The sequence below is a fragment of the Paenibacillus sp. FSL H7-0442 genome (genome assembly GCF_038593105.1).
In the GTDB taxonomy this organism is placed as follows: Bacteria; Bacillota; Bacilli; order Paenibacillales; family Paenibacillaceae; genus Paenibacillus; species Paenibacillus polymyxa_D.
This window is the reverse complement of record NZ_CP151963.1, coordinates 4,715,247-4,741,973: the sequence shown is the minus strand read 5'-3', so window position 1 is coordinate 4,741,973 and position 26,727 is coordinate 4,715,247. Positions and strand designations below refer to the sequence as shown.

Annotated in this window: 22 protein-coding genes; 17 read left to right on the top strand and 5 right to left on the bottom strand. The window is 45.4% G+C overall.

Translation table 11 applies throughout. The annotated features are described in order from the left end of the window. The 3 genes from MHH57_RS21080 to MHH57_RS21070 are packed head-to-tail and all read right to left on the bottom strand — an operon-like array spanning position 1 to position 2,777. On the bottom strand, positions 1 to 792 hold the full coding sequence (locus MHH57_RS21080) for an ABC transporter ATP-binding protein (RefSeq protein WP_069012157.1): 792 nt from the start codon (positions 790 to 792) through the stop codon (positions 1 to 3). Beyond that, positions 789 to 1,787, bottom strand: coding sequence for an iron ABC transporter permease (locus MHH57_RS21075; RefSeq protein WP_176715747.1), 999 nt, complete (start codon positions 1,785 to 1,787; stop codon positions 789 to 791). Before MHH57_RS21075 ends, MHH57_RS21080 begins: the two co-directional genes overlap by 4 nt. Positions 1,788 to 1,796: 9 nt before the next feature. Beyond that, positions 1,797 to 2,777: an ABC transporter substrate-binding protein gene (locus MHH57_RS21070; protein ID WP_069012155.1), complete on the bottom strand. Its 981-nt coding sequence runs from the start codon at positions 2,775 to 2,777 to the stop codon at positions 1,797 to 1,799. A 397-nt stretch (positions 2,778 to 3,174) separates the two neighbouring features. On the opposite strand from MHH57_RS21070, the gene isdC reads away from it, so the two are divergent. The 8 genes from isdC (at position 3,175) to MHH57_RS21030 (ending at position 13,761) form a co-directional block, all read left to right on the top strand. Further along, positions 3,175 to 3,690: a heme uptake protein IsdC gene (isdC, locus tag MHH57_RS21065; protein WP_029519188.1), complete on the top strand. Its 516-nt coding sequence runs from the start codon at positions 3,175 to 3,177 to the stop codon at positions 3,688 to 3,690. Positions 3,691 to 3,762: 72 nt separating this feature from the next. Next, complete coding sequence (locus MHH57_RS21060; RefSeq protein ID WP_029519187.1) at positions 3,763 to 4,230, top strand: NEAT domain-containing protein; 468 nt, start codon at positions 3,763 to 3,765, stop codon at positions 4,228 to 4,230. 32 nt (positions 4,231 to 4,262) lie between these two features. Further along, a complete protein-coding gene (locus MHH57_RS21055) occupies positions 4,263 to 4,760 on the top strand; it encodes an NEAT domain-containing protein (RefSeq protein WP_039273678.1) in 498 nt (165 codons plus the stop codon). Positions 4,761 to 4,858: 98 nt separating this feature from the next. Beyond that, entirely contained in the window at positions 4,859 to 8,842 is a 3,984-nt protein-coding gene (locus MHH57_RS21050; protein ID WP_318628072.1) for an NEAT domain-containing protein, read from the top strand. Positions 8,843 to 9,122: 280 nt separating this feature from the next. Beyond that, the gene (gene isdE / locus MHH57_RS21045; protein WP_165149420.1) at positions 9,123 to 10,082 is read left to right on the top strand and encodes a heme ABC transporter substrate-binding protein IsdE; all 960 of its coding nucleotides are present in this window, start codon (positions 9,123 to 9,125) and stop codon (positions 10,080 to 10,082) included. Between the two features lie 14 nt (positions 10,083 to 10,096). Beyond that, positions 10,097 to 11,080 carry an iron ABC transporter permease gene (locus MHH57_RS21040; protein WP_039273670.1) on the top strand — a complete coding sequence of 328 codons (984 nt, stop codon included), beginning with the start codon at positions 10,097 to 10,099 and terminating at the stop codon, positions 11,078 to 11,080. Next, positions 11,070 to 11,849 carry an ABC transporter ATP-binding protein gene (locus MHH57_RS21035; RefSeq protein WP_318628071.1) on the top strand — a complete coding sequence of 260 codons (780 nt, stop codon included), beginning with the start codon at positions 11,070 to 11,072 and terminating at the stop codon, positions 11,847 to 11,849. The genes MHH57_RS21040 and MHH57_RS21035 overlap by 11 nt, the downstream gene beginning before the upstream one ends. A gap of 283 nt (positions 11,850 to 12,132) precedes the next feature. Then, positions 12,133 to 13,761, top strand: coding sequence for an ATP-binding cassette domain-containing protein (locus MHH57_RS21030; protein WP_013311942.1), 1,629 nt, complete (start codon positions 12,133 to 12,135; stop codon positions 13,759 to 13,761). Between the two features lie 182 nt (positions 13,762 to 13,943). Here the strand turns inward: MHH57_RS21030 and MHH57_RS21025 are convergent, their stop codons facing one another. Next, positions 13,944 to 14,129 (bottom strand): hypothetical protein, encoded by a 186-nt coding sequence (locus tag MHH57_RS21025; RefSeq protein WP_029517162.1) that lies wholly within the window; start codon positions 14,127 to 14,129, stop codon positions 13,944 to 13,946. A gap of 454 nt (positions 14,130 to 14,583) precedes the next feature. Here MHH57_RS21025 and MHH57_RS21020 point away from each other — a divergent pair, with 454 nt between their 5' ends. Continuing rightward, on the top strand, positions 14,584 to 15,453 hold the full coding sequence (locus MHH57_RS21020) for a cation diffusion facilitator family transporter (protein WP_029517164.1): 870 nt from the start codon (positions 14,584 to 14,586) through the stop codon (positions 15,451 to 15,453). A gap of 191 nt (positions 15,454 to 15,644) precedes the next feature. After that, entirely contained in the window at positions 15,645 to 16,811 is a 1,167-nt protein-coding gene (locus MHH57_RS21015) for an SH3 domain-containing C40 family peptidase (protein ID WP_165149405.1), read from the top strand. Between the two features lie 126 nt (positions 16,812 to 16,937). On the opposite strand, the gene MHH57_RS21010 is transcribed toward MHH57_RS21015, so the two are convergent. Continuing rightward, a complete protein-coding gene (locus MHH57_RS21010) occupies positions 16,938 to 17,105 on the bottom strand; it encodes a DUF1328 domain-containing protein (protein WP_029517166.1) in 168 nt (55 codons plus the stop codon). A gap of 260 nt (positions 17,106 to 17,365) precedes the next feature. Between MHH57_RS21010 and MHH57_RS21005 the strand changes: the two genes are divergently transcribed. The 7 genes from MHH57_RS21005 to MHH57_RS20975 all read left to right on the top strand — a co-directional run bounded on the left by MHH57_RS21005 (position 17,366) and on the right by MHH57_RS20975 (position 26,653). Beyond that, the gene (locus MHH57_RS21005) at positions 17,366 to 17,887 is read left to right on the top strand and encodes a DUF948 domain-containing protein (RefSeq protein ID WP_029517167.1); all 522 of its coding nucleotides are present in this window, start codon (positions 17,366 to 17,368) and stop codon (positions 17,885 to 17,887) included. Positions 17,888 to 17,938: 51 nt separating this feature from the next. After that, the gene (locus MHH57_RS21000; RefSeq protein WP_029517168.1) at positions 17,939 to 18,457 is read left to right on the top strand and encodes a hypothetical protein; all 519 of its coding nucleotides are present in this window, start codon (positions 17,939 to 17,941) and stop codon (positions 18,455 to 18,457) included. Between the two features lie 96 nt (positions 18,458 to 18,553). After that, positions 18,554 to 18,895 carry a general stress protein gene (locus MHH57_RS20995; protein ID WP_023990277.1) on the top strand — a complete coding sequence of 114 codons (342 nt, stop codon included), beginning with the start codon at positions 18,554 to 18,556 and terminating at the stop codon, positions 18,893 to 18,895. Between the two features lie 234 nt (positions 18,896 to 19,129). After that, positions 19,130 to 20,311, top strand: coding sequence for a fused response regulator/phosphatase (locus tag MHH57_RS20990; RefSeq protein WP_029517169.1), 1,182 nt, complete (start codon positions 19,130 to 19,132; stop codon positions 20,309 to 20,311). Then, entirely contained in the window at positions 20,295 to 24,014 is a 3,720-nt protein-coding gene (locus MHH57_RS20985; protein ID WP_029517170.1) for a response regulator, read from the top strand. Before MHH57_RS20990 ends, MHH57_RS20985 begins: the two co-directional genes overlap by 17 nt. Positions 24,015 to 24,093: 79 nt before the next feature. Continuing rightward, a complete protein-coding gene (locus MHH57_RS20980) occupies positions 24,094 to 24,963 on the top strand; it encodes a protein-glutamate O-methyltransferase CheR (RefSeq protein WP_029517171.1) in 870 nt (289 codons plus the stop codon). A 19-nt stretch (positions 24,964 to 24,982) separates the two neighbouring features. After that, positions 24,983 to 26,653, top strand: a complete 1,671-nt coding sequence (locus MHH57_RS20975) for a response regulator (protein ID WP_342434469.1) — start codon at positions 24,983 to 24,985, stop codon at positions 26,651 to 26,653. The last annotated feature ends 74 nt before the right edge of the window (positions 26,654 to 26,727 follow it).

The following is a 26,727-nucleotide window of genomic DNA, read 5'->3' as shown; positions in this document are numbered from 1 at the left end:
TTAAATTCCTCCTGAATGATGTGGTATGGTCGGTATAATAACCGGATAGCCATCCTCAAATTTGATGGTAGCGTTCATTTCATAAATGTCGCGAAGAAAAGCAGACGTCAAAATCTCATGGGGTTCGCCGACAACGGCGATTCGTCCCTTTTTAAGCGCAATCATATGATGACAATAGGCCGCAGCTTGCTGCAAATCATGTAGTACCATAACAATCGTCAAGCCGGACTCGTGATTGATACGCCGCAGCATATCCATAACTTCAAATTGGTGGGCGATATCCAGAAAAGTGGTCGGTTCATCGAGCAAAAGAATACCCGTTTGTTGGGCCAAGGCCATTGCAATTCGCGCTTTTTGTTGTTCACCTCCCGATAGAGTATGGAACATCCGATCCGCATAGGGCTGGATACCCGTGATCTTCATGACATGGTCCACGATTTGCTGGTCCTGTCCGGTATAGCGTACCTTCAAGCCCTTGGCATGAGGAGATCTTCCGTAAGCGACCAGCTCGCGGACCGTCAATAACGGCAGCATATCCTTCATTTGCGGTAGCATTGTAATCGTCTGGGCAAAATCACGCCGCTTGTATTCCTGCACGGGCTTGCCCAATACGGAAACCTGACCCTGATCCTGCTTGAGCAACCGGGTCATAATCCGCAAAAGCGTGGATTTGCCTGAACCGTTCGGCCCGACGATCGCGGTGAGCTGACCAGCAGGCAAGGTGATATTCACATCGACCAGCTTGAAATACCCACGTTGTAAGGAGATATGCTCACCCTGAATGGCTGTCATCCGAAATTCCCCCGTTTCTTGAGTAAGATTAAGAAGAACGGTGCCCCAATGACGGCCAGCAAAATACCTACAGGCAGTTCAATCGGGTCAAACCAGGATCGCGCCACCGTATCTGCGAGAACAACCAGCGTTCCGCCGCCCACAATGGAAAGGGGAAGGAGGAAACGATAATCTTCCCCGATTAGCAGCCGTATGACATGGGGAACGACCAGTCCTACAAAGCCGATCAACCCGGCTACACTGACTGCTGTACCGGCCAGCAGGGCAGAAAGCAGGATAATGAGCATACGTTGAAGCTCTACTCGCTGGCCCAGCAGCTGTGCTGAATCGTCGCCCAGTAGCAGTAAATTAGCAGGTTTAATCGCAAAGAAAGAGGCGATTAATCCAATGATGGCGTAAGGCGCCATGAACTCCAGATGATGCCAGCTTCTTCCGTTTAATCCGCCGGATAGCCAAGGAAGAACGGCCTGTACGCGGTCGCTGAACATGACCATTACGCCGTTGGTGAGTGCGCCCAGCAGCGCATTGATCGCAACGCCAGCCAGCACAATTTTGACAGGCGACGCCCCTCGGTCCCAAGCCAGCAGATAAATGACGATTGCGCTCAGAAAGGCTCCCAAAAAGGCGGTTATCGGAAGAAGGTAGCTAAGCTGGGGAAGCATCACCATCGTAATGACGGCGGCAAGTCCACCTCCAGCCGATACACCAATAATGCCAGGGTCAGCCAATGGATTTTTCATGACACCTTGAAGAAGGGCTCCGGAAGCTGCAAGACAAGCTCCTACCAGTAAACCTACTAATACTCTGGGTAGCCGGAGATCCATCAGGATCGTGCGATATGTAGATTCATCATTATGTAGCAAAACATGATTGATTTCTTGAAGTGGAATCGACACCGAACCGTAGGCTAGACCGTACACAGAGACGGCCAGCAGTAGAATCGGAAGGGTAATCCAGGCGATGGTGCGTCTTCTGGCGCGCTGTAGTTTGTTCATCGCCATCGCCTATTTCGCCGGATACAGCTTTTGATGCATCAAATCCAGCGCTTTAGTGACCCGTGTGCCCGGATTCGTACCGAACAGATCTGAAGGTAAAACCTCGACCTGATTGTTTTTAACTGCTCGGATTCCGTTCCAAGCTGCATTTTCCTGCATTTCCTTTATAAATGCAGCTTTAACATCTTCTGTATTGCCATGAGTCATGATGAAGATGTAGTCAGGGTCAGCCTGTATGATGCGTTCTGTGTTCAGCTGCGCATATTGCGGGAAATTTTGCAGGCCCGGAAAATCAGCGGCGATGTTAGAGCCACCCGCAGCTTCCAGAATGTTTCCACTCAGTGAATTCGGCAGTGCCGCCATGTACGTAGCCGGGGCTCCGTAGACGAGCAACACCTTCGGTTTGGAGGCAGAAGCGGTTTCCTTTTGTAGCTTGGTTACTTGTTGGTCAATTTGCTGGTTCAGCTTTACGGCCCCGGCTTGCTTTTGTAGTAATTGTCCGAACAGTGTAATTTGTGTCTGGATATCCTGAACTGAATTGGCACTAGTCAGCAGCAGCTGTGAACCTACTCCTTCAATGGCTGGAATGTCTTTTTCATTCATAGGATAATTGCCTAGCACGACATCCGGTTTGAGCATCGTAATTTTCTCCAAATCTACTTCATGAGTGGAGCCTATTTGCTGAACGTTCTCAGCAGCAGGTACGACGACAGGTCCATTGGAGTTGGGTCTTCCTACGGCTGTCCCGCCCAATGCGTATATAATATCCAGATCGCCATTGCTGAGCGCAACGATATGTTGAGGAACCTTTTGAAACGCCAACGTCCGTTTTGAAAAATCAGTAACTTGGATGGCTGCACTGCTTGTCGTGCCAGAAGTGGCAGATACGGAGGCACTGGTTGGTTTATGATCTGTGGTCGGGGCACCATTACTACATCCGGTAACTGCCAATAAAAGCACTGCGGACGACCACAACATATAAGATTTCATGTTATTCCTCCTGCAATTTTCGAGTTAAACAATAATGATAATCATTTTCAATTATATATAAGAGAATGATAATGAATATCACTGGGCAATGTCAATTAAAAAAACAAAATTTTTAAATAAATTTTGAACTAAAAATAAAAGGGATATATTCGAATTAAAGAAGAAGGAACCACAAATTTTTCTTAAAAAATAGCATATATCAAGGGATTATGTACACGCAAATACATATTGACATTTTCGAAAAGTGTAAGATATATTGGTGATGGGTTTACTTTATTTTGCGAAATTATGGAATAGGGAGGTGGGGAGACAAGCTCGAAAAGAGCTATTTTTTTAAATTATCAATTGAGAATGATAATCAATTAGTTTATTCTCGTGGGGAGGGACTGCTGTCAAAATGAAGAAGGGGTATTCTGCAATTATTGCTGTGTTTCTGCTGGTGAGTGTGCTGAGCTTTTGGCCAACTTCGTCATCTGTAGGAGCCGCTACGGCTTCTCCAAAATTGGCGGATGGTACATACACGCTCAAATACAATATCCTCAAGGCAGAAAATGACTCGGTGTCCATGGCTAATGATTATTTTGAAAAACCAGCTAAGTTGTATGTGAAAAAAGGTCATATGACCATGCAAATTAAGCTGAATCATAGCGAATGGACAACCGGGTTTAAAGTAGATTACAAAGGCAAAATCATCGATACCAAGGTCATCCATAAGGATGCCAAAACCGATACCCGCACCGTACAATTTCCAATTACGAGTGTGAACAGCCCGCTAATCTCTAAAATCCATGTTACTGTCCCTGCGTATAACTACGATCATGACTATACGATCCGCTTCGCTTTTGATTCCAAAAGTGCCAAAAAAGTAGCAGCCGTCCAGTCAGCAAAATCAACTAAATCTTCCAAGAAGTAAATTCAAGCCATCTCTATCGTTCATAAAATCAACACAAATTCAAGCATAAAAAATGGAGGAGTGTGTGTAGATATGAATATGGTAATGAATCGCTTTGAGCAATTTTCTTTTAAGAAGGTATTCGTAGCATTGATCATGACAGCGCTTGTTTTTGCACTTGTTGCTCCATTCTCAGCTAAAGCGGCAGCAGCCGACGGCACGTACAACGTAGACTACACCGTTCTGAAGGATCAAACCAATGAGACTTCTCGATTGGATAGCTACCTGACGAAGCCTGCTCAGGTTACGGTAGCTAACGGCAAAAATGTCGTTCGTCTGACTGTGAAAAGCAGCAATCTGATTACAACGTTCAAAGTAGAGCAAAATGGCGTACTGCAAGATGCGACTGTAGTGAGCACAGATACTGCTAGCAACACTCGTGTAGTGGAATTCGAGGTTGCTGATCTGAATGCAAAAGTGAATGCTTACGCTGAAATCACAATCCCAGTAATCGGCTACACAGGCAAGTATGATGTACAACTGCAATTCGACGAAATATAATCCAAAAATAAAACGTAAAGGAGATTAAGAACATGAACATGATTATGAATCGTATGGAAAAATTGTCTTTGAAAAAAGTAATGCTTACTGTACTGATGGCAGCGCTTGTTTTTGTGGTACTGGCCCCATTTTCTGCCAATAAGGCGAATGCGGCTTTGCCTAATGGAACGTATCAATTGCCTTATACCGTTTATAAAGATGGAACCACTCAGCCATCTTACATGGATACAAATGGTTATGTGAAAAAACCAGCCACACTGATTGTTACGAATGGTCAATATAAAGTGAGAGTAGCTATTACCAAGAGTGCATGGGTTACTGAATTCAAAACTCAACAAAACGGTCAGTATGTGAATGCGACTGTGGTAAGCACATCAGGGGATACAAGAATAGTCGAATTCCCTGTAACTAGCCCGTCTCAAAAATTGAACGTTAAACTGCATGTAAGTGTGCCTGCAGAATACACTGGTGGTATTCCGTACGATCACGACTATGTTGTTCAATTCCAATTCGACGACAGCGATATCTAAGGCTTCTTTTTGAAAATATAATTTTGAATTGAATACTCATTTGGAGCTTACTTTCAATGCCCCAAATGAGTATATTTTAAGTAGGGGGATACATCACCTTGAAAAGCCGATTTAACAAATACATTACGACATTCGCTGCTATTCTAATGTTGTTTTCTTTATTTTCACCATACGTAGGAGCAACCCCTGAAGTTGATTCCACTTCCCAAAATTTGCCCGATTCAAGCACTACAGTCACTAGTGCTACTTATGCTACTTATGAGATGCCGGTAGAAGTACCTAGCACATATGCTGAGCCTACCAATGCTGTAACTACCACAGATGCGACCTATGCAGATGGAGAATACCTGATTGATTACAAACCTTTAAGAAAGACAGTCAGCGGTAACACCAGAGATTCGAGTTTCAAAACAAACTATACCTATCCTGGAGATTTGATCATTAAGGATGGAAAATACCATTTTTCATTTAAGTTTGCGGAAACTCAAGGGCTATCGAAATTTTTAGTAGAACAAAACGGGGAAACAGTTCCCGCAAAAATAGAGGTGGATTCTGGGAAAGCTTCCGGGACTGTAAGCTTCGATGTTTATGATTTTCATCAAAATGTAAATACGGAGTTTGGATTTAATAGCAGTTCTCCGTGGTATGTAGATACCGATCCAGATCGTTCAGTGAAGGAATGGATTGAGTTTGATCCTTCCAGCTTGAGACTTAAAAACTCAACGGAGAATCCAACGGTTCCACCTGTAACACCACCGGTGACGCCTCCTAATGCAGGAGAAAAACTTTCTGATTTGGACTTTACCCTTTTGAAAGATGGAACCAATGAAAAGTCTATGATGGATGGGTATACGGAGAAACCAGGCTCACTAATTGAGCGTGGAGGTAAACAATATGCCCAGTTCACATTAAAGAACAGCAAACAGATTGATGGTTTTAAGGTAGAGCAAAATGGGGTGTTAACCGACACTTCTGTTGTAAGTGAAGATCAAACTGCGAATACACGAGTGATCGAGTTTGAAGTGAAAGAACTGCCTGCCAAGCTCAACGCATGGGTGAGCATCAACTGGCCTGAGCTGGGCTACGTGCATACTTATAATGTAGATCTTCAGATGTCTTCTGCACCCGCGCCATCAGATTTGGCGGATGGAACGTATTCTATTAATTTTAATACCCTGCACGCCACAAAAGATCAGCCATCAGCCATGGCACAGTATCTGTTGTCTCCGGCAACTTTGACGGTAGCGAAGGGACAAAAAGAAGTTTCCTTCACCATTAAAGACAGCACTACAGTGACGGAATTCAAAACTGAACAAAATGGAACGTTGACGGATGCAGATATTGTAAGTGTGGACAAGACCGCCAATACACGTATTGTGAAATTCAAAGTAGCGGATTTGGACGCGATTTTGAATGCGCAGGTACATGTGAGCACGACCTATCCAGGTGGGGTTTATGAGATGGACCATAAACTTCGGCTTCAGTTCGATAAAAACAGTATCTCGGGAACGGACAACGGTTCAACTCCAGTAACGTCAAATCTGGACTTCACGCTGTTAAAAGACGGTTCAAGTGAAAAGTCTATGATGGATGGATATACAGAAAAACCGGGTACTCTGGTTGAACGTAAAGGCAAGAAATATGTACAGTTCACTTTGAAAAACAGCAAACAAATTGACGGCTTTAAAGTAGAACAAAATGGAGTATTGACCAACACGACCGTAGTAAGTGAAGATCAAACGGCGAATACACGTGTTATCGAATTTGAGGTTAAGGAAGTGCCTGCCAAACTGAATGCATGGGTAAGCATCAACTGGCCTGAGCTGAACTATGTAGAAACCTATGATGTCGATCTTCAATTAGGAGCGGCAACAACCCCGGTTGATCCTGGGACGCCAGGCACACCAGGCACGCCCGGAAAGAATTTAGCTGATGGAACGTATTCAATCAACTTCGATGCGCTGCACGCAATCAAAGATCAAAAATCGGCCATGGCGCAATATTTATTGTCTCCGGCCACACTGACGGTATCAAAAGGCAAGTATGAAGCCTCCTTTACCATCAAAGACAGCACCACCGTGACAGAGTTTAAAACAGAACAAAGCGGGACACTTACGGATGCAGATATCGTTAGTGAGGACAGGAATGCTAATACACGTGTTGTGAAATTCAAAGTGGCGGATTTGGACGCTATTCTGAATGCACAGGTACATGTGAGCACGACCTATCCAGGTGGGGTTTATGAGATGGATCATAAGCTTCGTCTGCAATTTGACCGCAGCAGCATTACAGCTAAAGGACCGGATAACGGAACCACAACCCCAGTTGAAAATGGCAGATACAGCATTGATTTCTCCGTACTCAAAAACGGAAGCAATGAAATATCTGTGATGGATGGATATATGCAAAAGCCAGCCACACTGTTAAAACAGTCTGGTAAAAATATCATTCAGATCAAAATGGACAAGAGCAGCTGGATCAAAACGTTCAAAGTAAATGGTGCAGAGGCTCAGGTTGTCGATCAATCAAGCTCCGCAAATACAAGAACAGTACAATTTGAAGTGCCAAATCTGTCGGATAAAGTGACAGTGAATACGCATGTCATCGTACCTGGATTGGATTTGAGTGGTATCCCATATGATCACGTGTATGATGTGCAGTTCCAATTCGAGCCTGCTACCATTCGAAGCTTTGTTGAGCCTACCTCTTCAGGGGCGGCTGATCCCATGATTAAACTGGATTTTGACAAGCTTGCCAATGGTAAATATGCTTTGAAATTCAGTATTGTTTTGTCAGATGGCTCAACAGCAGCAGATTCACAGGCTCAACGCTTCATCACTGACGAACCGGCGCAATTGGTCGTGGAAGGCGACAAACGGTTTGTAGGTCTGAAGCTGCAAAACAGCAATGAAGTGAAGGCGCTGCGTATTTGGGACAACGCAAGCGGGGACTACCGAGATGCAGAAGTGACCCAGGAAGATGCAGCAAGCAATACGAAGCATGTTCGTTTTAGCGTAAGTGACTTTAAGAGCAATGTAAAAGGCCAACTGGTTGTCTACGAAGCTCCTAAAGTGGCAAGTAGCGCTCAGATGGTTTTCAAGGCGGAGGATCGAGTAGAAAAGGTATATGATTTTGAATTTAAATTCGATACCAGCAATGTATCTTATCACAACGAAACCAAAGCAGACGAAGTAGAACAGGGGAAAAATAACTTGGCCGATGGAGAGTACACTGCGAACTTCCGTGTACTGGCGAACGGAACAGACAAGGATTCTCTAGTGGCTCCTTTTGTGCAGAGTCTAGCGAAGTTGATTGTGAAAAATGGCAAGGTTCAGGCTCATGTAACCGTTACGGACAACCAGGCTTTGAAGCTATTCCAAACGGATTTTGAAGGCCGTTATGCCAATCCGATGATTATGGGTTCGGACACTAAAGGTGACACGCACACGATTGCGTTCGAAGTACCTGATCTGGATAAGAAGTTAAGTGTGTACACACAGGTATATCTGCCTGAGAAATACATTCTAAATGAGAAATTCGGCGGACAGATTCAATTTGACCGTGCATCGCTTAAAGGTGAGGGGGTCAATACAGCTACAACCGTAACCCCTACTGAACCGATAGTAGCTTCTACGGACAAGGCAGCAGAAACAACTGCATCTGTAGCTGAAACCAAACCAGTAGTTGAGCAACCGGTTCAAATGGCTTCCGAGAAGCAATACACGATTAATTACAACGTATTTAAAGACAAAACGAGTGAAGCTTCCGTTATGGACGGTTATCTCGACAAGCCAGCCACACTGATTGAAAAGGGAGACAAGCGCTATATCCAAGTGACATTGAAAAATAGTTCTTGGATGCCAACTTTACAAGTGGAGCAAAACGGTACCCTGAAAGATGTAGAAGTGATCTCGACATCCGGCGATACACGTGTCGTTCAATTCGAGGTAGGGGACTTGTCCCAGAAAATCAGTGCTTACACACACGTTATTGTGCCTGGCTTGGTTCTTGGCGGAGTGCCGTATGATCACTGGTATACAGTTCAGTTCCAATTTGATGAAGCAAGCCTGAAAGCGAAGTAGCCTCAGGTTGTGACCTCAATGAAGCCCGAATAACAGCAAAGTTTGTATGCAGGCAAGTCTTGGTGCCTCGGCGTCAAGACTTGTCAGCATTTACATACCCGAGGAATTTGCAAAAATCCAATAAGCGACTTCTAGTGAACAATATGTAGATCAAACAGTCTAGTTCGTCTATATATTGCACTTTGGAGCGACTGGAGTCGAATTTTGCTAAATCCTGATACCCGAAAAGTTAGGGTTCCTAATGCAGTTCTATATTTTGAATTGAGGTGACTGGATTTTCATGAAACGATATATAGCATGGGCTCAAGGAAGATCGTTTTGTTTGTATATGTTAATCGGCATCGTGATCTTGTTGCTGGCCGGATGTTCGGGAGGAGGACAGGCTGGACAGAATCAGAGCGATGGTTCGAAATCAGCGGCAACATCTGATGCAACCGGAAAGTCGTCTGACGGTAAAGCTCAAGCTCCTCGTATTGTGGCGACTACGGTAGCCATTGCGGAAATCACGGATGCGCTGGGCCTGGATTTGGCAGGTAAGCCGACAAGCACGAAAGTGCTGCCTGACCGTTACAAGGATGTGCCTGATGTGGGTAATCCGATGAGTCCCGACATGGAAAAAGTGATGTCACTGAAGCCGACGGATGTACTGTCGGTGACGACACTGAAATATGATCTGGAGCCTAAATTTAAAGATTTGAACATCAATGCCGAATTTTTGAATTTTGAAAGTCTCGCGAATATGCAAAAAGAAATTCAAAAGCTGGGAGACACGTTTGGCAAAGCCGAAAAGGCTAAAGAGATTAATGGAGCGTTGGATGCCAAAGTAACTGAGATTCAACAAAAGATCAAAGGGAAGAAATCTCCTAAAGTATTGATTTTGCTGGGAGTACCGGGAAGCTATCTGGTGGCTACCGAGCATTCCTATATTGGGGATCTGGTTAAAATTGCAGGCGGAACAAATGTGGTTCAGGGCGAGAAGGTGGAGTTCATTGCCCACAATACCGAAGCCTTGCAGCAATCCAACCCTGATATCATTTTGCGCGCTGCACACGGGATGCCGGATGAAGTAGTGAAAATGTTCGATGAAGAGTTCAAAACCAACGATATCTGGAAGCATTTCAACGCTGTGAAAAATGGGCATGTCTATGATCTGCCTGAACCGTTGTTTGGCACAACAGGGAATCTAGCGGCAAACTCGGCGCTAGATGAGCTGATGAAAATGCTGTATCCTTCGAATTAAAGGAGGCTGATGACATGTCCAAAAAAGGTTGGAGTCTTATTGTTGTAATGGTCTTGCTCGTCGGCGTCATGTTATATTCAGCGATGACAGGTAGTCTCAAGGTGGATTTGAGTCAGTTGGTCACCGGATTGTGGACAGGTACAGATGATCAGGTGAATGTGGTCAAGGACCTGAGACTACCGAGAATTATCGTAGCCGTTATGGCAGGTGCAGCACTTGCAGTGGCGGGTGTCTTGCTGCAAGCTGTTATGAAAAACCCGCTGGCAGATGCCGGAGTTATCGGCATTTCTTCGGGAGCAGCATTGATCTCGCTGATTGCGGTGACGGTCTTTCCAATGCTTTATTTCTGGATGCCGTTCTTTTCATTTATTGGCGGTGCGATAGCTTGTTTAATGGTTTATGGATTTTCATGGAGATCCGGCTTGCATCCGATTCGTCTCATTCTGATCGGGGTAGCTGTGAATGCCATTTTTTCTGGTTTAGGTCAGTCATTTAATTATCGAGGCAGTTATGCGGTCACCAGCATTAACCAGGTTACTACTTCAACCTTGTCTATGAAAAAATGGGTAGATGTCGAGGTTATTGTGACCTATGGCGGGATTGGACTAATTTTGGCCATGCTCGTGTTCTCTTGGTGCAATTTCTTGTCCCTTCAAGATAAAACAGCTAAAAATCTGGGATTCAATGTAACGCGCGCACGACTTTTGATTTCTGTGATTGCAGTGCTGCTTGCAGCAACGGCTACAGCCATCGCAGGAGTGATTGCCTTTATCGGCCTGCTCGTTCCGCATTGTGCCCGCTACCTAGTTGGCTCGGATCATAAGTGGTTGATTCCATTTTCAGCCTTATGTGGTGGCTTGCTGCTGCTGCTCGCGGATACTCTGGGGCGGACGGTGCTTGCTCCCAATGAAATCCCGGCTTCTATTATTATGGCCGTCATTGGCGGGCCGTTCCTGATATTCCTGATCAGAAAGGCGGATCGCACCTATGGACATTAAGGATATAACCTTCTCATATGATCGGAAAACAGATCGTCTGCACGCTATTCATGCTGTTATTGAGTCGGGACGGATTACGACCATTATCGGTCCCAACGGATGCGGCAAATCGACGCTGCTCAGCGTGATGTCCAACAATGCTGTTCCTCGCTTGGGACAAGTGGTTCTGGACGGCAAGGAGATAGCCCACTACAAGCCCAAGGAGCTGGCCCGTCAATTGGCGGTAGTTCATCAGCAGAATGAGGCACCTTCCGACTTGACTGTAGAAAAGCTCGTTAGCTTCGGCAGGTTGCCGCATAAGAACATGTTCACAGCGAGGCGTGACGAGGATGAGGAGGCGATCGAGTGGGCGATAGCCTGTACTAACCTGAACGAACGTAGAACTCGCACGTTGGATCAACTCTCAGGAGGAGAACGGCAGCGTGTATGGATTGCAATGGCCTTGGCACAGCGGACGCCCATTTTATTTTTGGATGAGCCGACTACCTATTTGGATATGTACTACCAGCTTGAAATTTTAGAGCTCATTCGGCAGTTAAACCAGGAACATGGACTGACAATCGTGATGGTGCTGCATGATATCAATCAGGCTATTCGGTATAGCGATGTAATGATTGCCATGAAGGAAGGGCGTATTATAGCGAACGGCCCACCTACAGAGGTCGTTACATCTGAACTGATCCAGGCAGTTTATGATGTGGAGGTCGTAATCAAACAGGATGATGAAGCGGGCATGTATCTCATTCCGATAGGAGTCGGGGCTTCCTGACATTTACAAGCATACGGAACATTAATGCTGCGACTGAATAACGCGTTTGTCCTCACGGCATTTCAACGAATTTAAAACATGAAAATGGCTCTGGTCCATGTGTTTTGTCAGGTGACAACCGTGGAGACAGAAGCATTTTTTATTTTATTTATAAGATATTGGATGAGATTCAGGGACGGTTATGCTTATACTACGGTTCGAATCCGATCTTTTGTGTGTTATACTATTGCCGTCGGTAATTTTGTGTTTAGCACTTAACTAATGATAAGGATGGTATGCTTATATGATCAGTACAAGCGGCGTAACGCTTCGTTATGGGAAACGCCCACTTTTTGAAGACGTAAATATCAAATTTACTCCTGGGAACTGCTACGGCCTGATTGGGGCGAATGGCGCGGGCAAATCCACTTTTTTGAAAATTCTTTCCGGTGAAATCGAAGCCAATTCAGGCGAGGTTCACATGACACCGGGCGAACGGATGGCAGTGCTCAAGCAGAACCATTATGAATACGATGAATTCCCGGTTCTGGAAACCGTTATTATGGGTCATACGCGTCTGTATGAAATCATGAAGGAAAAAGATGCGCTGTATGCCAAAACAGAATTTACTGAAGCAGACGGCCTGCGTGCCGGTGAACTGGAAGGCGAATTTGCGGAGCTGAACGGTTGGGATGCTGAGCCGGATGCAGCTTCCTTGCTGATCGGTCTTGGTATTCCTCGCGACCTGCATGACAAGAACATGTCTGAGCTGAGTGGTAATGACAAGGTACGTGTTCTCCTGGCTCAAGCGTTGTTTGGTCGTCCGAACAATTTGCTGCTTGATGAGCCTACCAACCATTTGGACCTCGAATCCATTCAATGGCTGGAAAATTTCTTGATGGACTATGAAGGCACCGTCATCGTCGTATCCCATGATCGTCACTTCCTGAACAAGGTATGTACGCATATTGCGGATATCGATTTTGGCAAAATCCAGATGTACGTCGGCAACTACGACTTCTGGTATGAGTCCAGCCAGCTTGCGCTTGCCTTGACGCGTGATGCCAACAAGAAAAAGGAAGAGAAGATCAAGGAACTGCAAGCCTTTATTCAGCGCTTTTCCGCGAATGCTTCCAAGTCCAAACAAGCTACTTCACGTAAAAAACAACTGGATAAAATTACGCTGGACGACATCCGTCCATCGAACCGTAAATATCCTTTCCTGAACTTCAAGCCTGAACGCGAAGCAGGCAAACAACTCTTGACAGTAGACCGCCTCAGTAAAACCGTTGAAGGCGAGCAAGTGCTGAATGAGTTCAGTCTGGTTGTGAACAAAGGCGATAAAATCGCGTTTGTTGGGCCGAACGGTTTGCCTAAATCGACGCTCTTCCAAGTATTGATGAACGAGATTGAAGCAGACAGCGGAGAATTTTCTTGGGGGATTACAACTAGCCAAGCTTATTTCCCGAAAGATAATTCCACCTATTTTGAAGGTGTGGACATGAATCTTGTGGAATGGCTCCGTCAATATTCCAAGGATCAGGACGAAACGTTCCTGCGTGGCTTCTTGGGACGTATGCTTTTCTCTGGTGAAGAAGCACTTAAGAAAGCAAGTGTACTGTCCGGGGGCGAAAAGGTTCGCTGTATGCTGGCGAAAATGATGCTGAACGGTGCCAATGTGCTGTTGCTGGAAGAACCGACCAACCACTTGGATTTGGAGTCCATTACAGCGCTGAACAATGGTCTGATTGATTTTGACGGTACTATATTGTTCACATCTCATGACCATCAGTTTATTCAAACGATTGCGAACCGCATTGTGGAAATTACACCAAACGGCGTAATCGACCGTACGATGAGCTATGATGAATACTTGGAAAATGAAGAAATCGCGAAATTGCGTGAACGTATGTATCCGGTAGAAATCGGCTAAAATTCCAACCGGCTATCTTCAACAACTAGATAAACGAAAGAGGAGCTCCTTTAGGCCATTGAGATGGCAGGGAGACTCCTCTTTTTCGTTTTTGTGCCATGCCCATAGCTTACCTGGCTCTGGCCGTGAGGTAAGATAGACCTCGCCAGACCTTTGGTACCCTATAAAGGCTATGAGGTGGCTTATGATCCGCCTGTACGACGGCGTTGGTTGTTCGGCTTCTTCGTATTTTGGCTTTTCAGTGTTTTGGTGGAACCGCCTTGAAAGCCGCCCTGCTGTGAAGCGCCGGACTGCTGTTTTTTTTGTGCCAGCTTTTCCCGAATGGCATCTGCGAGATTAACTTTACGTGGTTCATTGGCATCGCTCATGAATAAATTCCTCCTGTTGCCGCCAGATTCATGTCAATCATGTTGGATTGAAGAAAAACGCGGCTGTGTCCTCATTTTATACGTTTTTAAAAGAAGGGACAAGGGCAACAATGATAACACCCATCTGGGGTGGGGCGGGAGAGAAAACGTCTGTTTTTTGTGTGAAGGAAAAAATGTTTTGTGTAACCTACAGGAATGGGGCCTGGCAATACTTTTTCGTTGTTCCTACAGCGATGCAGATCGGAAAGACTGTTTCTCTAGACCCACACAAAGTTCGTCTGCTATCCTGAAAATAACAGTTACCCAAAGGTGAATTGTTATTTTCAGGATAGCTACGCTGCTTGTTTGAAAAGTTAATGTTGAGGGTTCAAGGCAGCGATGCTGCTATTTTTATTTTTGGGCCCGGTGAGGTCGTTCTGCTGGGAACTATATATTTGAAGGAGTGTCCTACGTTGTGGTAAATGTCTATGATGAAATCCGAAAAGGTGAGCGTGGGGCGTGGGTAAGCATTGCTGCTTATCTCTTGCTGTCCGCCTTTAAGCTGATTAGCGGGTATATATTTGCTTCTAGCGCATTGCGGGCGGATGGCTTCAATAATGTCACCGATATTGTAGTGTCGGTTGCTGTACTGGTTGGACTGAGAATTTCCCAAAAGCCACCGGACTCTGATCATGCCTATGGACATTTTCGGGCAGAAACGATCGCGGCGCTGCTGGCGTCCTTTATTATGGCTGTCGTCGGTTTGCAGGTGCTTATTGATGGGATCGGCAGCATTTTCAAGGGCGGAAAGCAAATACCGGATATCACCTCCGCGGGTGTAGCTGTGATTTGTGCCGTGATTATGCTGGGAGTGTACTTGTACAATAACAGGCTGGCACGGCAAATTAACAATAAGGCTTTGCTGGCAGCGGCCAAGGATAATCTATCGGATGCACTTGTCAGTGTTGGGGCAGCAGTTGGCATTATCGGCGCACAGTTCGGGCTACCCTGGCTGGATACTGTAGCTGCGATCGCGGTAGGATGTATCATTTGCAAAACAGCGTGGGATATTTTTAAGGATTCCACACACAGCTTGACCGATGGATTTGATGAGCAAGAACTGTCTGACTTACGAAGTACGATTGCCCGTATACCTGGAGTAGAGGGGATTCGGGACGTTAAGGCACGTGTACACGGCAATCATGCACTAGTGGATGTGGTCATAGAGGTGAATCCGCAACTCAGCCTGATTGAAGGGCATCGGATCAGCGACCGGATTGAGGAGCGCCTACAAGAGGTTCATAATACGATGCATGTCCATGTCCATGTAGAACCCAAATTATAGATTAATTATTAAATAGTTAGTATTAAAAGTGACTTTAGACCTATATGTAAAAGGCGTATACGCTTCCTTTTGTGACGTTTGGATTATATCTCTCTTCCTGCTGCTTTTACTATAATGAAGGCATGTCCGGCTATATTCGTCGGAATTGGATATGCTCTTCAAATTCGTAAAAACAGCCAGGAGGTGCAACATTGAGAAGACGCGTGATGGGAATGCTCATGACGTCAGCCGCGCTGTTGACAGCAATTCATGTGGCGCCGGGTCAGGTTGACGCAGCGGCATCAACAGCATCCACGGGACAGAAGGCGGTTATTCAGGCGGCTGTAAAGCTTAGATCCGGTCCTTCGACTACAGGGGATGTAGTCAGCTTTATGAAGCAGGGAGAGGCCGTAACGGTATTGGAGAAAACCAACAGCTATTGGTATAAGATCAAGACTTCTGATGGAGTAACCGGATACACTAGCAGCTCCGACAAGTACATAAAAGTTGGCGCTACCAGCGTCGCTGCTGCTGTCACCCCGTCTACCACTCGTAAATCGGAAGCCACAGAGTCAGTTAAAAATGTTTCAGCTAAAGAGGCTGTGGCCTCAGTGAATAGTTCTGCCGGTCAAACGAAAGCTACGATTCAAACGTCCGTTCGTTTGCGGGCGGAGGCATCCACTTCTTCCGAGGTTTTGGGTTATTTGAATGCAGGGGATGTCGTTACGATTACCGATCCAAGTAATGCCTATTGGTTCAAGGTTACCAATGCTGGTGGTACGGTGGGTTACGTCAGCTCGTCTCCACAGTATATTCGTATTGGTGAGGGCGTTGTTGTGCAGCAGCCTGTGTCTGCTCCGGTGACAACCACTCCTGATACTACTGCAATACCTGTGACAGCATCTCCTGCGTCAACTATGAACATATTTTCCGGTGATGCAACGGCTGCAATAGAGCAGGTTATTAACACGGGGATGACTTATCTCGGAACTCCATATGAATATGGTTCGGATCGTAGCAGTACGGCTACTTTTGATTGCTCGGCATTTACCCGTCAAATTTTCCGTCAGGCTGTAGGTATCCAGCTTCCGGCAGATTCTCGTTCACAGGGTGAGTGGATCAAGCAAAACAGTCAGCCGAATACGGACATGACTACGCTGAAGCGTGGCGATTTGCTCTTCTTTACAAATTATAATGCATCTTCCGGGGCGTACACGTCCTTGGATAACTCCTCCCAAACGATTACACACGTAGCTGTATATTTGGGAGACAACAAGCTTCTCCATACGTTTTCTGTAGCGGGTGGCGGTGTAAAAGTTACGGATTTCAGCAAGCCTTGGCAGGACCGTTTCCTGTTTGGGGGCAGCGTGATTCAATAAAAGCGCCGCTAACTGTTAAAAAGCTGCATCAAAAAAGGATGTTCCACAGCCCTGTTGACCAGGGTGGGAACATCCTTTTTTTATAGACATTTAGAATATTGCTTTTGTGCAGCTAGCATCCGATAACTATGAAACCCGTTTTCTTCTGGTGAAGAGTGAAATGACGAACAACACCAGAAATATCACAAATAATATTTTAGCGATTGTAGCAGCTACGGACACGACGATACCAAAAAAACCTAAGATACCGGCGATCACAGCAAAAATTAAGAATAAAGCGGACCATTTTAGCATGTTCTGTATCCTCCTTTAATTGTATATAATGTGGCATACTCACGCCCCGATAGAGCATGGTTGCAGATGATGGAGACTTCTATAGAATATTCGTGTCTGTGCCATCGTTATACGTTGTTTTAAACGGTGTGAGAGTCCGTGAATCATAACGTTTGGAGCGGAGAAGAAGCCAGCCTGGACGTTGTTTCGTGTCTGAATCTAAAGGGTAACTATGCAGTAATCATAAACATCATCGTGAAAGACGAAAGAGAGGTTACGCTATGTTAACACAGGTCAGCATTTTTATTATTGCTATCGCATTTGCAGTTCTCGTTATTTTCCTCATTAAAACGTTGAAAGCAGCACAAGGCTCTTTGGATAAGGTGACTCAAACCTTGCAGGATGTACAAAAAACGATTGATGAACTGAGTTATGAAGTAAAACAAACGGTTCGACATGCGAATGACATCACCGCAGATGTTGATCATAAATTGAAGCAAGTGGAGCCAGTGATGGAATCGGTTAGAAATTTGGGGGAGGTACTCAGCGAAGTGACGTTGGCTGCCAAGCAGGCTTCAACAGCGTTAATGACACGGTTTCAGAAATCGCATAGCGCTGCGAGTAATACTTCCAGAACGGATAACGCGATCAAGGCAACGACATCGAATAGACCTTTGACCGCAACGGAGCGGACGGTTCAGAGCTACAATGCGACTTATGAGGAGCCTGCGGCCAAGCCAGGTAAAAACTGGTTGGGTTATGTAGACATCGCTGCTGGGGTGTGGCAGAAAATGCGTCAGTAGCATAGTGGCTGAACCGTAAACTACAGGAAATTCATTGAAAGGGTGAGATTTATGATGAAGACGTTATTACTAGCTGCTGGTTTGCTCACTCCCTTTTCCGGACAGGATACGGTTCAGCAAACCGTTTCCCCGCAAATAGCGGGACATGTGGTTAGGACTGTGCAGACGATACCCGCTCCACATGCTGTACCAGCAGATTTTCATACCTTAAATGGCATATCTTTGGATGATACACGTGCTGATGTATTGAAAAAGCTGGGCAAGCCACAGCGAGTCAAAAAGGATAAGTTGCTGCTTTCTACAGAATACCAATATCCAGATGTTGTGGTAGGTATGCGTGAGGACGTCGTTTCTTATGTGCATGTAGATCCTGCTGCCGGTCGAATCAAGGTGAATGATAAGTGGCTGCCGCTGCAACGGAAAACGCTCGATCAGGCGCTGGGTGGCTCGCAATTCACGGCGGAAGACGGAGAGGTATATGTACGCGGACAACGTGCAATCAAAGTGTTTATGGATGAGACGTCTGATAAACCTAAGTATGTTGAGTTTTTTGATGAAACGGAATGGTAATTGATTTTTTTAAGGCATGACATAACATGGAAGTTTCAAATGGATATGTGAAGTGTAATAGTCAGAGAAGTCAATCCTTAAAGGAGCGTGAGAAACATGAATCAGACCAATCATAAATCTTATGCCAAAGTGGTAGATAACGGTGTACAAGCCGTTGAAGCAGTAAATGAGTTGCGTAACACAGGCTATCGTTATGAGGATGTGTTCGTGCTCGCTCATGATCAGGATCGGACAGATCGTATTGCCGATACGGTGGATGCCAAGGAAATCGGGATTAAGGAAGAGGGCGTTTTCGATTCATTAGCCAACTTGTTCCGTTCCCGCGGCGATGAGCTTCGCGCTAAAATTACTTCCTTGGGATTTACAGATACGGAAGCTGACTTTTATGAAAAAGAACTGGATCAGGGGAAAGTGCTGGTCATTGCTAAAAAAGCGTGATATCGCTGTTCACTATAAGAGCAGCGTGACATTAGATTCGAAAAAGAGGAAGTTGACCGCAGCACAAGTGTTTCGCGGGTCCTCCAAAAACATAGATAAGGAATGGGGTTCAGCCTCATTCCTTATCTATGTTTTTGGAATGCCTTCTTACGGAAACACTACTACTAATCAACAAGGGTGTTGCCGTTTAAGTAGGTATAGTATAATACATGAGTTACAGATAAGGAGAAGCCAATGAGAATTCTAATTGTTGACGATAACCCGACGAATATCATTATTATTCGTGAGATACTAAAAAAAGAAAATTATCGGGATGTGATCTCTGCTAACTCGGCCGCAGAAATGTTAGAGCATCTGGGAATAGGCGATCGTACCATTAGTCTCAGGCCCCGTCCTTCAGATATTGATCTGGTGCTGCTGGATATGATGATGCCTGAAATGGACGGCATTGAAGCTTGCAGTATTGTGCAGGAATATGAGCATTTAAAAGATATCCCGATTATTATGGTAACGGCTGTAGGTGATTCTAAAAAATTGGCTGAAGCTCTGGATGTGGGAGCCGTCGATTACGTCACGAAGCCGATCAACAAGGTAGAGCTAATGGCGCGAATCCGATCTGCCTTGCGTCTCAAATTGGAGAAGGACTGGCATAAGGATCGGGATCAGCGAATTCAGGATGAGTTGAAGCTGGCCGCGATGGTGCAGCAAGCGGTACTTAGTCCTGCCATTCAGGACCCGGTGCTGCAAGTAAATGCGCTCTATCAGCCTTCCTTTGAACTGGCAGGGGATTTATATTCTTGGTATCCGTTAGGGGAGGGGCGATATGCCATCATTTTGCTGGATATGATGGGACATGGCATTTCTTCTTCGCTGTTCTGCATGTTCATTGCATCTGTACTTAAGGACACGGTGACCACGTATGTGGAGCCTGAGAAGGTCATACAAGAGCTGAATCGTCGTTTTAATCAACTGGATCTGGGCAAACAGCTGGTACAGTATTATTTTACGGCGATTTATATGGTGATTGATACCCGTGCACGGCGAATTGACTATGTAAATGCGGGACATCCTCCCGGTTTGCTGTTCAACCAGGATGGTAGCATTACCAAATTTGACCGTGCATGCAGCCCGGTTGGTTTATTTGATAAGATTGATGCAGAAATGCACACGATTCATTATGAAGGAACAGGGCATATCGCTTTGTATACGGATGGCTTGCTGGAGGCGGTGGAAGGTGAATATGAGGAGCAGTTGGAGTATCTGACTGAGTGTCTGCGTAAATATGAGCAATGGAATGAAGAAGCGATGCTGGATGCTTTTTTTCGTAAAGAGGCGCCACAAGATCGTGATGATGATAAATGCCTGATCTGGATTTCGTTGAAAGAGGGAGAGAGCTTGCATGAAAATCAGAAATAAACTGCTGATTGGCTTTGGATCGCTTATGGCGATCCTCCTTGTGCTGACACTAATCAGCTATGACCGGATGGGGAGCCTGAATGAGCAGTTGAATCAGGTTTATCAGGATCGATATATGAAAGTCCGGAAAACAACAGCTATTCGCGGGCAGGTGAACGATATGGCCAAAGTGATGGCCAATCTGATCTTGAATCCAGGTTCCTCCGTTAGTGAGGCCAAACGCGAGCTGGACGATATTTCGGCTACTGGAACGAAAGTGCTGGCTAGTCTGCAAACGAATTCCGGCACCAGTGAAGAGCAACAGCAGGTTGATCGGGTAGCCGTCGCGTGGAATGAATTTTTAAGTTACGAACAAAGACTGGTCTCTTTGTTGGGGCAAGATCGTATTGATGAGGCTAACGCTTTCCGCAATAGTACTGGTTTGCCTGCCCAAGAGGAGGCGATGGATAGTATTAATGCCCTTGCCGTTTTTCAGGATCGGGAAATTGATAGCGACATGAAGCAAGCCAATTTGGCGTATGAAGAATCTGTGCAGATTACCACAATTCTGATGGCCGCCGGCCTGATCATGGGCTTACTGGTTATTTTGTGGGTGCTCCCAAGTATTGCCAAAGGTCTAAATGTCGTGAATCTCATGATTAATGGTTTTGGCAAGGGAAAGTACAGGGCCATCAGCCGAATGAGTGTTGCCTCCAAAGATGAAATCGGTGAGGTCGCTCGTGTATTTCAACAAATGGCCGGAGACTTGGAAGAAAAGCGGAAATTTGAACATTCCGTCCTTCAAACGCAGAAGGACCAAACTTGGCTTAATGCCAATACTGCTCGAGTGACTGAGTTGTTCCGTGGCGTAAATTCACTGGAGCAGGTTGCTCAGATGTTCATTAGTGAGTTTACGCCCATCTTGGGAGGCAGTTATGGAGCCATCTATTTGCAAGGAAAAGATGTAGAAGACAACCGATTTAAGTTATACGGCTCCTATGCAAAGGTGACTGGCGAAAATTCGATTAGAGACGTTATCCAGGTAGGCGAAGGGTTGCTCGGACAATGTGTTTTGGATCGTAAGCCGATCTTGATTACAGAGGCTCCTGACGGATATTTGTCCATAGGCTCTGCCTTAGGAGAAAGTAAGCCAGTGGGAATTATGATTTTCCCTATTTTGTTCGAAGATGAGTGCATCGGTGCTATAGAAATAGCGTCACTGGATCGCTTCAGTGATCTGGAAACGAAGCTGTTTGCTCAATTAGTAGAGAGCATGGGGATCATTCTGAACAATATCAAGGGACGGATGCGTGTAGAGCAATTGCTGCGCGAGTCCCAGGCACTTACTGAGGAATTGCAATGCCAGTCCGAGGAGCTACAAACTCAGCAAGAGGAACTCAAGCGCTCCAACGAAAATTTGGAGGAGCAAACAGAGGAACTCAAGCGTTCAGAGGAATTGTTACAGCGTCAACAAGAAGAATTGGAGCATTTTAATACTGAACTAATTGCCAAAACCAGAGCGCTAGAAGAACAGGTACGAGAAGTGGAAGAAAAGAACGACGAGATTGAACATGCACGAGCTCAGTTGGAACAACAGGCCATGCAGCTAGGAATCACAAGCAAATACAAATCTGAGTTTTTGGCCAATATGTCTCATGAGCTGCGTACTCCGCTAAATAGCTTGCTCATTCTTTCTCAGCTCTTGTCTGAGAACAAGGAAGGCAATCTCAAGCCGAAGCAGGTGGAATATGCACAAACCATTTATATGTCAGGCGCGGATTTGCTGAAAATGATTGATGAAATTCTGGATTTATCCAAAGTGGACGCTGGAAAAATGGATATTAACCATGAAGCGGTCCACTTGAAGGAACTGGAACTGTTTGTGGAGCAGAATTTTGCTCCGGTCGCAGCCCAACGTGGGCTTCAACTGCATACCGAGATCGAAGAGAACTTGCCAGATGCCATTATCAGTGACGGTTATCGTCTCAAACAAATTTTACGTAATTTGTTGTCCAATGCATTCAAGTTCACCACGGAAGGATCTATTCGTTTCAGTGTATCTCGGGCAAATGGAGAACAGCTTCCGGGTCTGCTAAATCCACGAAGATCCTATCTGGCTCTATCTGTGCATGATACGGGCATTGGGATTGCTTCCGATAAAACGGATCTGATCTTCGAAGCCTTCCAGCAGGTAGACGGTACAACCAGCCGGAAATATGGGGGGACAGGACTAGGTCTGTCAATCAGCCGCGAGCTTTCCAGATTGTTGGGCGGTGTGATTACGGTGGAATCCGAGCAGGGACAGGGCAGTTGCTTCACACTGTATTTGCCGGAACAAACGCCTACGGCTGAGGATATGGATTCTCATTCGAGAGAGGAATTTAACGGTACGGATGTGAATTCGAATTTTGAGAATGTTGCAGCCTCGGCAGAAACGGACCTTCCCATGATTATGCCTGCTAAACAGTTGCCATTATATCAGATACCTTCGAAAAACAAAGCGGAGGACATTATACATCCAGGGGACGACCGAAACGAGATTACCTCGCAGGATAAAGTGCTGCTGATTATTGAGGATGATATTAACTTTGCTAATATTTTGTACGATATGGCCCGTAGCCGGGGCTTTAAGGCACTGATCGCTCTCCAAGGAGACGATGGGCTCAACATGGCTCAGTCTTATTTGCCGGACGCTATTATATTAGATATTCAATTACCTGTGATGGATGGCTGGTCCATTTTAGGCGAGCTAAAAGGAAATTCATCGACACGTCATATTCCAGTGCATGTTATTTCAGTCATAGATGATGTGAAGCAGGGCCTAATGATGGGCGCGATTGCCTATCTCAAAAAGCCTTCCTCGAAGGAAAGTCTGGATAAGGCATTTTCACATATAAAATCGTATACAGACCAAATGGTCAAACGTCTTCTTGTGGTTGAAGATGACGATAATCAGCGTAAATCCATTATTGAGCTGATCGATCATGATGATGTTGCCATTACGGCGGTATCGACAGGTCAGGAAGCACTGAATGAGCTGGCCACTCAGCGGTATGACTGCATGGTACTGGATCTGATGCTGAGCGACATGACTGGTTTTGAGCTGCTGGATCGTATTCGAGAGAACGAGCAGCTAGCTGATCTGCCGATCATTATTTATACAGGCAAAGATCTGGATAACAAAGAAGAAACGCAACTTCGCAAATATGCAGAGTCTATTATTATTAAAGATGTTAAATCGCCGGAACGGCTTTTGGACGAAACAACGCTGTTCTTGCATCGTGTAGAGGCGAATCTTCCTGAGGACAAACGAAAAATTTTGCAAAAGCTATACAACAAGGAAGAGCTGTTTGAAGGTAAAAAAATATTGTTGGTAGACGATGATATTCGCAATGTATTTGCTCTGTCCAGTGTGCTGGAAAGCTATCGTATGGATGTTACCTTTGCCGAAAATGGAAGAGAAGCACTGGAACTGCTGGAACAGACACCTGATTTTGATCTGGTGCTGATGGATATGATGATGCCGGAAATGGATGGATATGAAGCGATGCGACGTATCCGGCTAATGCCACAATTCGAGAAGATGCCTATTATTGCCCTGACAGCCAAGGCCATGAAGGATGATCGTTCCAAGTGTATTGAGGCAGGCGCTTCCGATTATGTAAAAAAACCGATTCAAACCGAACAACTTTTATCATTAATGCGGGTGTGGTTGTATTCGTAACCCAAAAAAATGGGTAATATAAATCGACACATGATGGGAGCGGCACAGGCAAAACCTATTTAGGAATTGGAGAGAGATTATGACATCTAAGGATATGGCGGATAATGCTGCTAATGAAGTGAAATCGAATGATGCCGAGCGGGAATTGATTGAGATTGAGCTGTTGCTGGAAGGTATACATCGGCTGTACGGCTACGATTTCCGTAACTACGCTCTGCCTTCGATTAAGCGGCGTGTTTATTATCATGCGCAGTCCGAGAATGTAAGCACGATATCAGGACTTCAGGAGAAGGTGCTGCATGATCGCAGCGCCTTCGATAGGCTGGTACAGAGCCTTTCCATTCCGGTGACCGAGATGTTCCGTGACCCGGAGCTGTTTCTGAATTTCAGACAGAAAATCATTCCTATTTTGCGAACGTATCCGTATATTCGAATATGGCATGCAGGTTGCTCCACGGGTGAGGAAGTATATTCTATGGCGATCTTGCTGCATGAGGAAGGCTTATATGATAAGGCCCGCATTTATGCGACGGATATGAATAACCTGTCTTTACAGCAGGCGAAGGAAGGCGTATACGGGATCGACCGAATGAAGCTGTATACCAAAAATTATTTGGAGTCCGGGGGCACACAATCGTTCTCTGAATATTATACAGCCAAGTATGATTCAGTGATGTTTCATCCTTTTTTACGGAAAAATATTATTTTTGCGGAGCACAACTTAGCGACAGACCGGTCCTTTAACGAGTTCAATGTTATTTTTTGCCGGAATGTCATGATCTATTTTAACGACGAACTTCGCAACCATGTACATGGGTTGTTTTATGATAGCTTGAGTCATTTTGGCGTGTTGGTGCTTGGGGCCAAGGAATCCATACATTTTACCGATTATAGTGATTCCTACGAGCCGCTGGACCGGATAGAAAAAATATACCGGAAGATTAAATAGAGATGCTTAGGAGGATTCCATGGGGCTTCATGAACCGATTCATATATTGCTGGTAGATGACAGACCTGAGAACCTGCTCGCTCTTGAGGCGGTGCTGGAGAGTGAACAATATAATCTGGTAAAGGCCACATCCGGGGAAGAAGCGCTGCGATGTCTATTAAAAGATGAATTTGCACTCGTAGTCCTGGATGTGCAGATGCCGGGTATGGATGGTATTGAGACCGCAAAGCTAATCAAGGCCAGAGAGAAAACGAAGGATATTCCGATTATCTTCATTTCAGCTAACAGCAAGGAAGCGGAGCATTTATTTGCGGGATATTCAGCAGGCGGTATTGATTATATGGTTAAGCCGTTCATCCCTCAAATTCTCAAGTCCAAAATTGAAGGTTTCGTGCAAATGTATCTGACAAATAAGCGTTTGAAGACACAGTCCCATCTGCTTCATCAGAAGACCCAGCAGCTGGAGAAGATGAACAGCGAACTGATTGCCGCCAAGGAGGCAGCGGAGATTGCTGCCAATGCCAAAACGGAATTTCTGGCGATGATGAGCCATGAGATCCGCACACCTATGAACGGCGTCATTGGAATGATTGATTTGCTGATGGAGACGGAGCTGCAAAGCGACCAACAGGAATATGCCGATATCATCCGTCGTAGTGCAGATGCACTGGTAGCAGTCATTAATGATATTCTGGACTTCACTAAGCTGGAGTCAGGCAAAATGGAGGTAGAGGAATATCCTTTTGATCTGGTTTCCTGTATCAAGGAAGTTTTCAGCCTATTTACGGTAGAAGTGAACCGAAAGAACTTGGAACTGGTTTATTTTCTCGATGAACAGATGCCTCCTGTGTTATATGGAGATATGGGAAGATTGCGTCAAGTACTGATTAACCTGATATCCAATGCTGTCAAATTTACAGACCGGGGCGGGGTGTATGTTTTCGCATCTGTCAAAGAGCAAAGCGATAATGGACTTACCGTTGAGTTTTCTGTGAAGGATACAGGCATTGGTATTGATCCGGCTAAGGTTGGAAGGTTGTTTCAGCCCTTTTCCCAACTGGATTCTTCAATGACACGTAAATATGGTGGAACCGGGTTAGGACTCGCCATTTGTAAAACCTTAGTGAATATGATGGGCGGAGATATCCGTGTAGATACGAGCGGAGAACAGGGCGTGACGTTTCATTTCACAATGAAGCTTGGCTTTGCTCAGGAAAATGAACTGAAGGGAGAGTCCAGCCACGATTGGGAAATTCCACATCAGGAATCTCCAAGTCGTAGACCTGTACTGGTCGTTGATGATCATCCGATTAACCAGAAGCTGATGGTTAATATACTGGATAAGCTCGGACTGGCTTCAGATGTGGCAGCAGATGGACAGCAGGCGCTTGATATGGTCACGGCTAATCAGGACTATGACTATATCTTTATGGACTTGCAGATGCCTGTGATGGACGGTCTGGAGTGTACGGGTAGAGTGCGTGAACAATTGGCGGGAAGATCGCAACCTGCCATTATCGCCATGACGGCTAACGTCATGGAGGGTATTCAGCCTCGATGTATTGAAGCGGGGATGAACGATTATATTAGTAAGCCCGTTAAAATCAGCAGTGTAAAACAGGCATTGCTACGGCATTCTCCGGACCATTTTCCAATGCAACCGGGTAAAGATCAGATCAATGAAGCTTAGATGGTGGCATTTGGTAGTGTTTAAAAAGTTATACCGTGATTCAAACGCTCGTATAATGGGTTAGTATGTAGGGA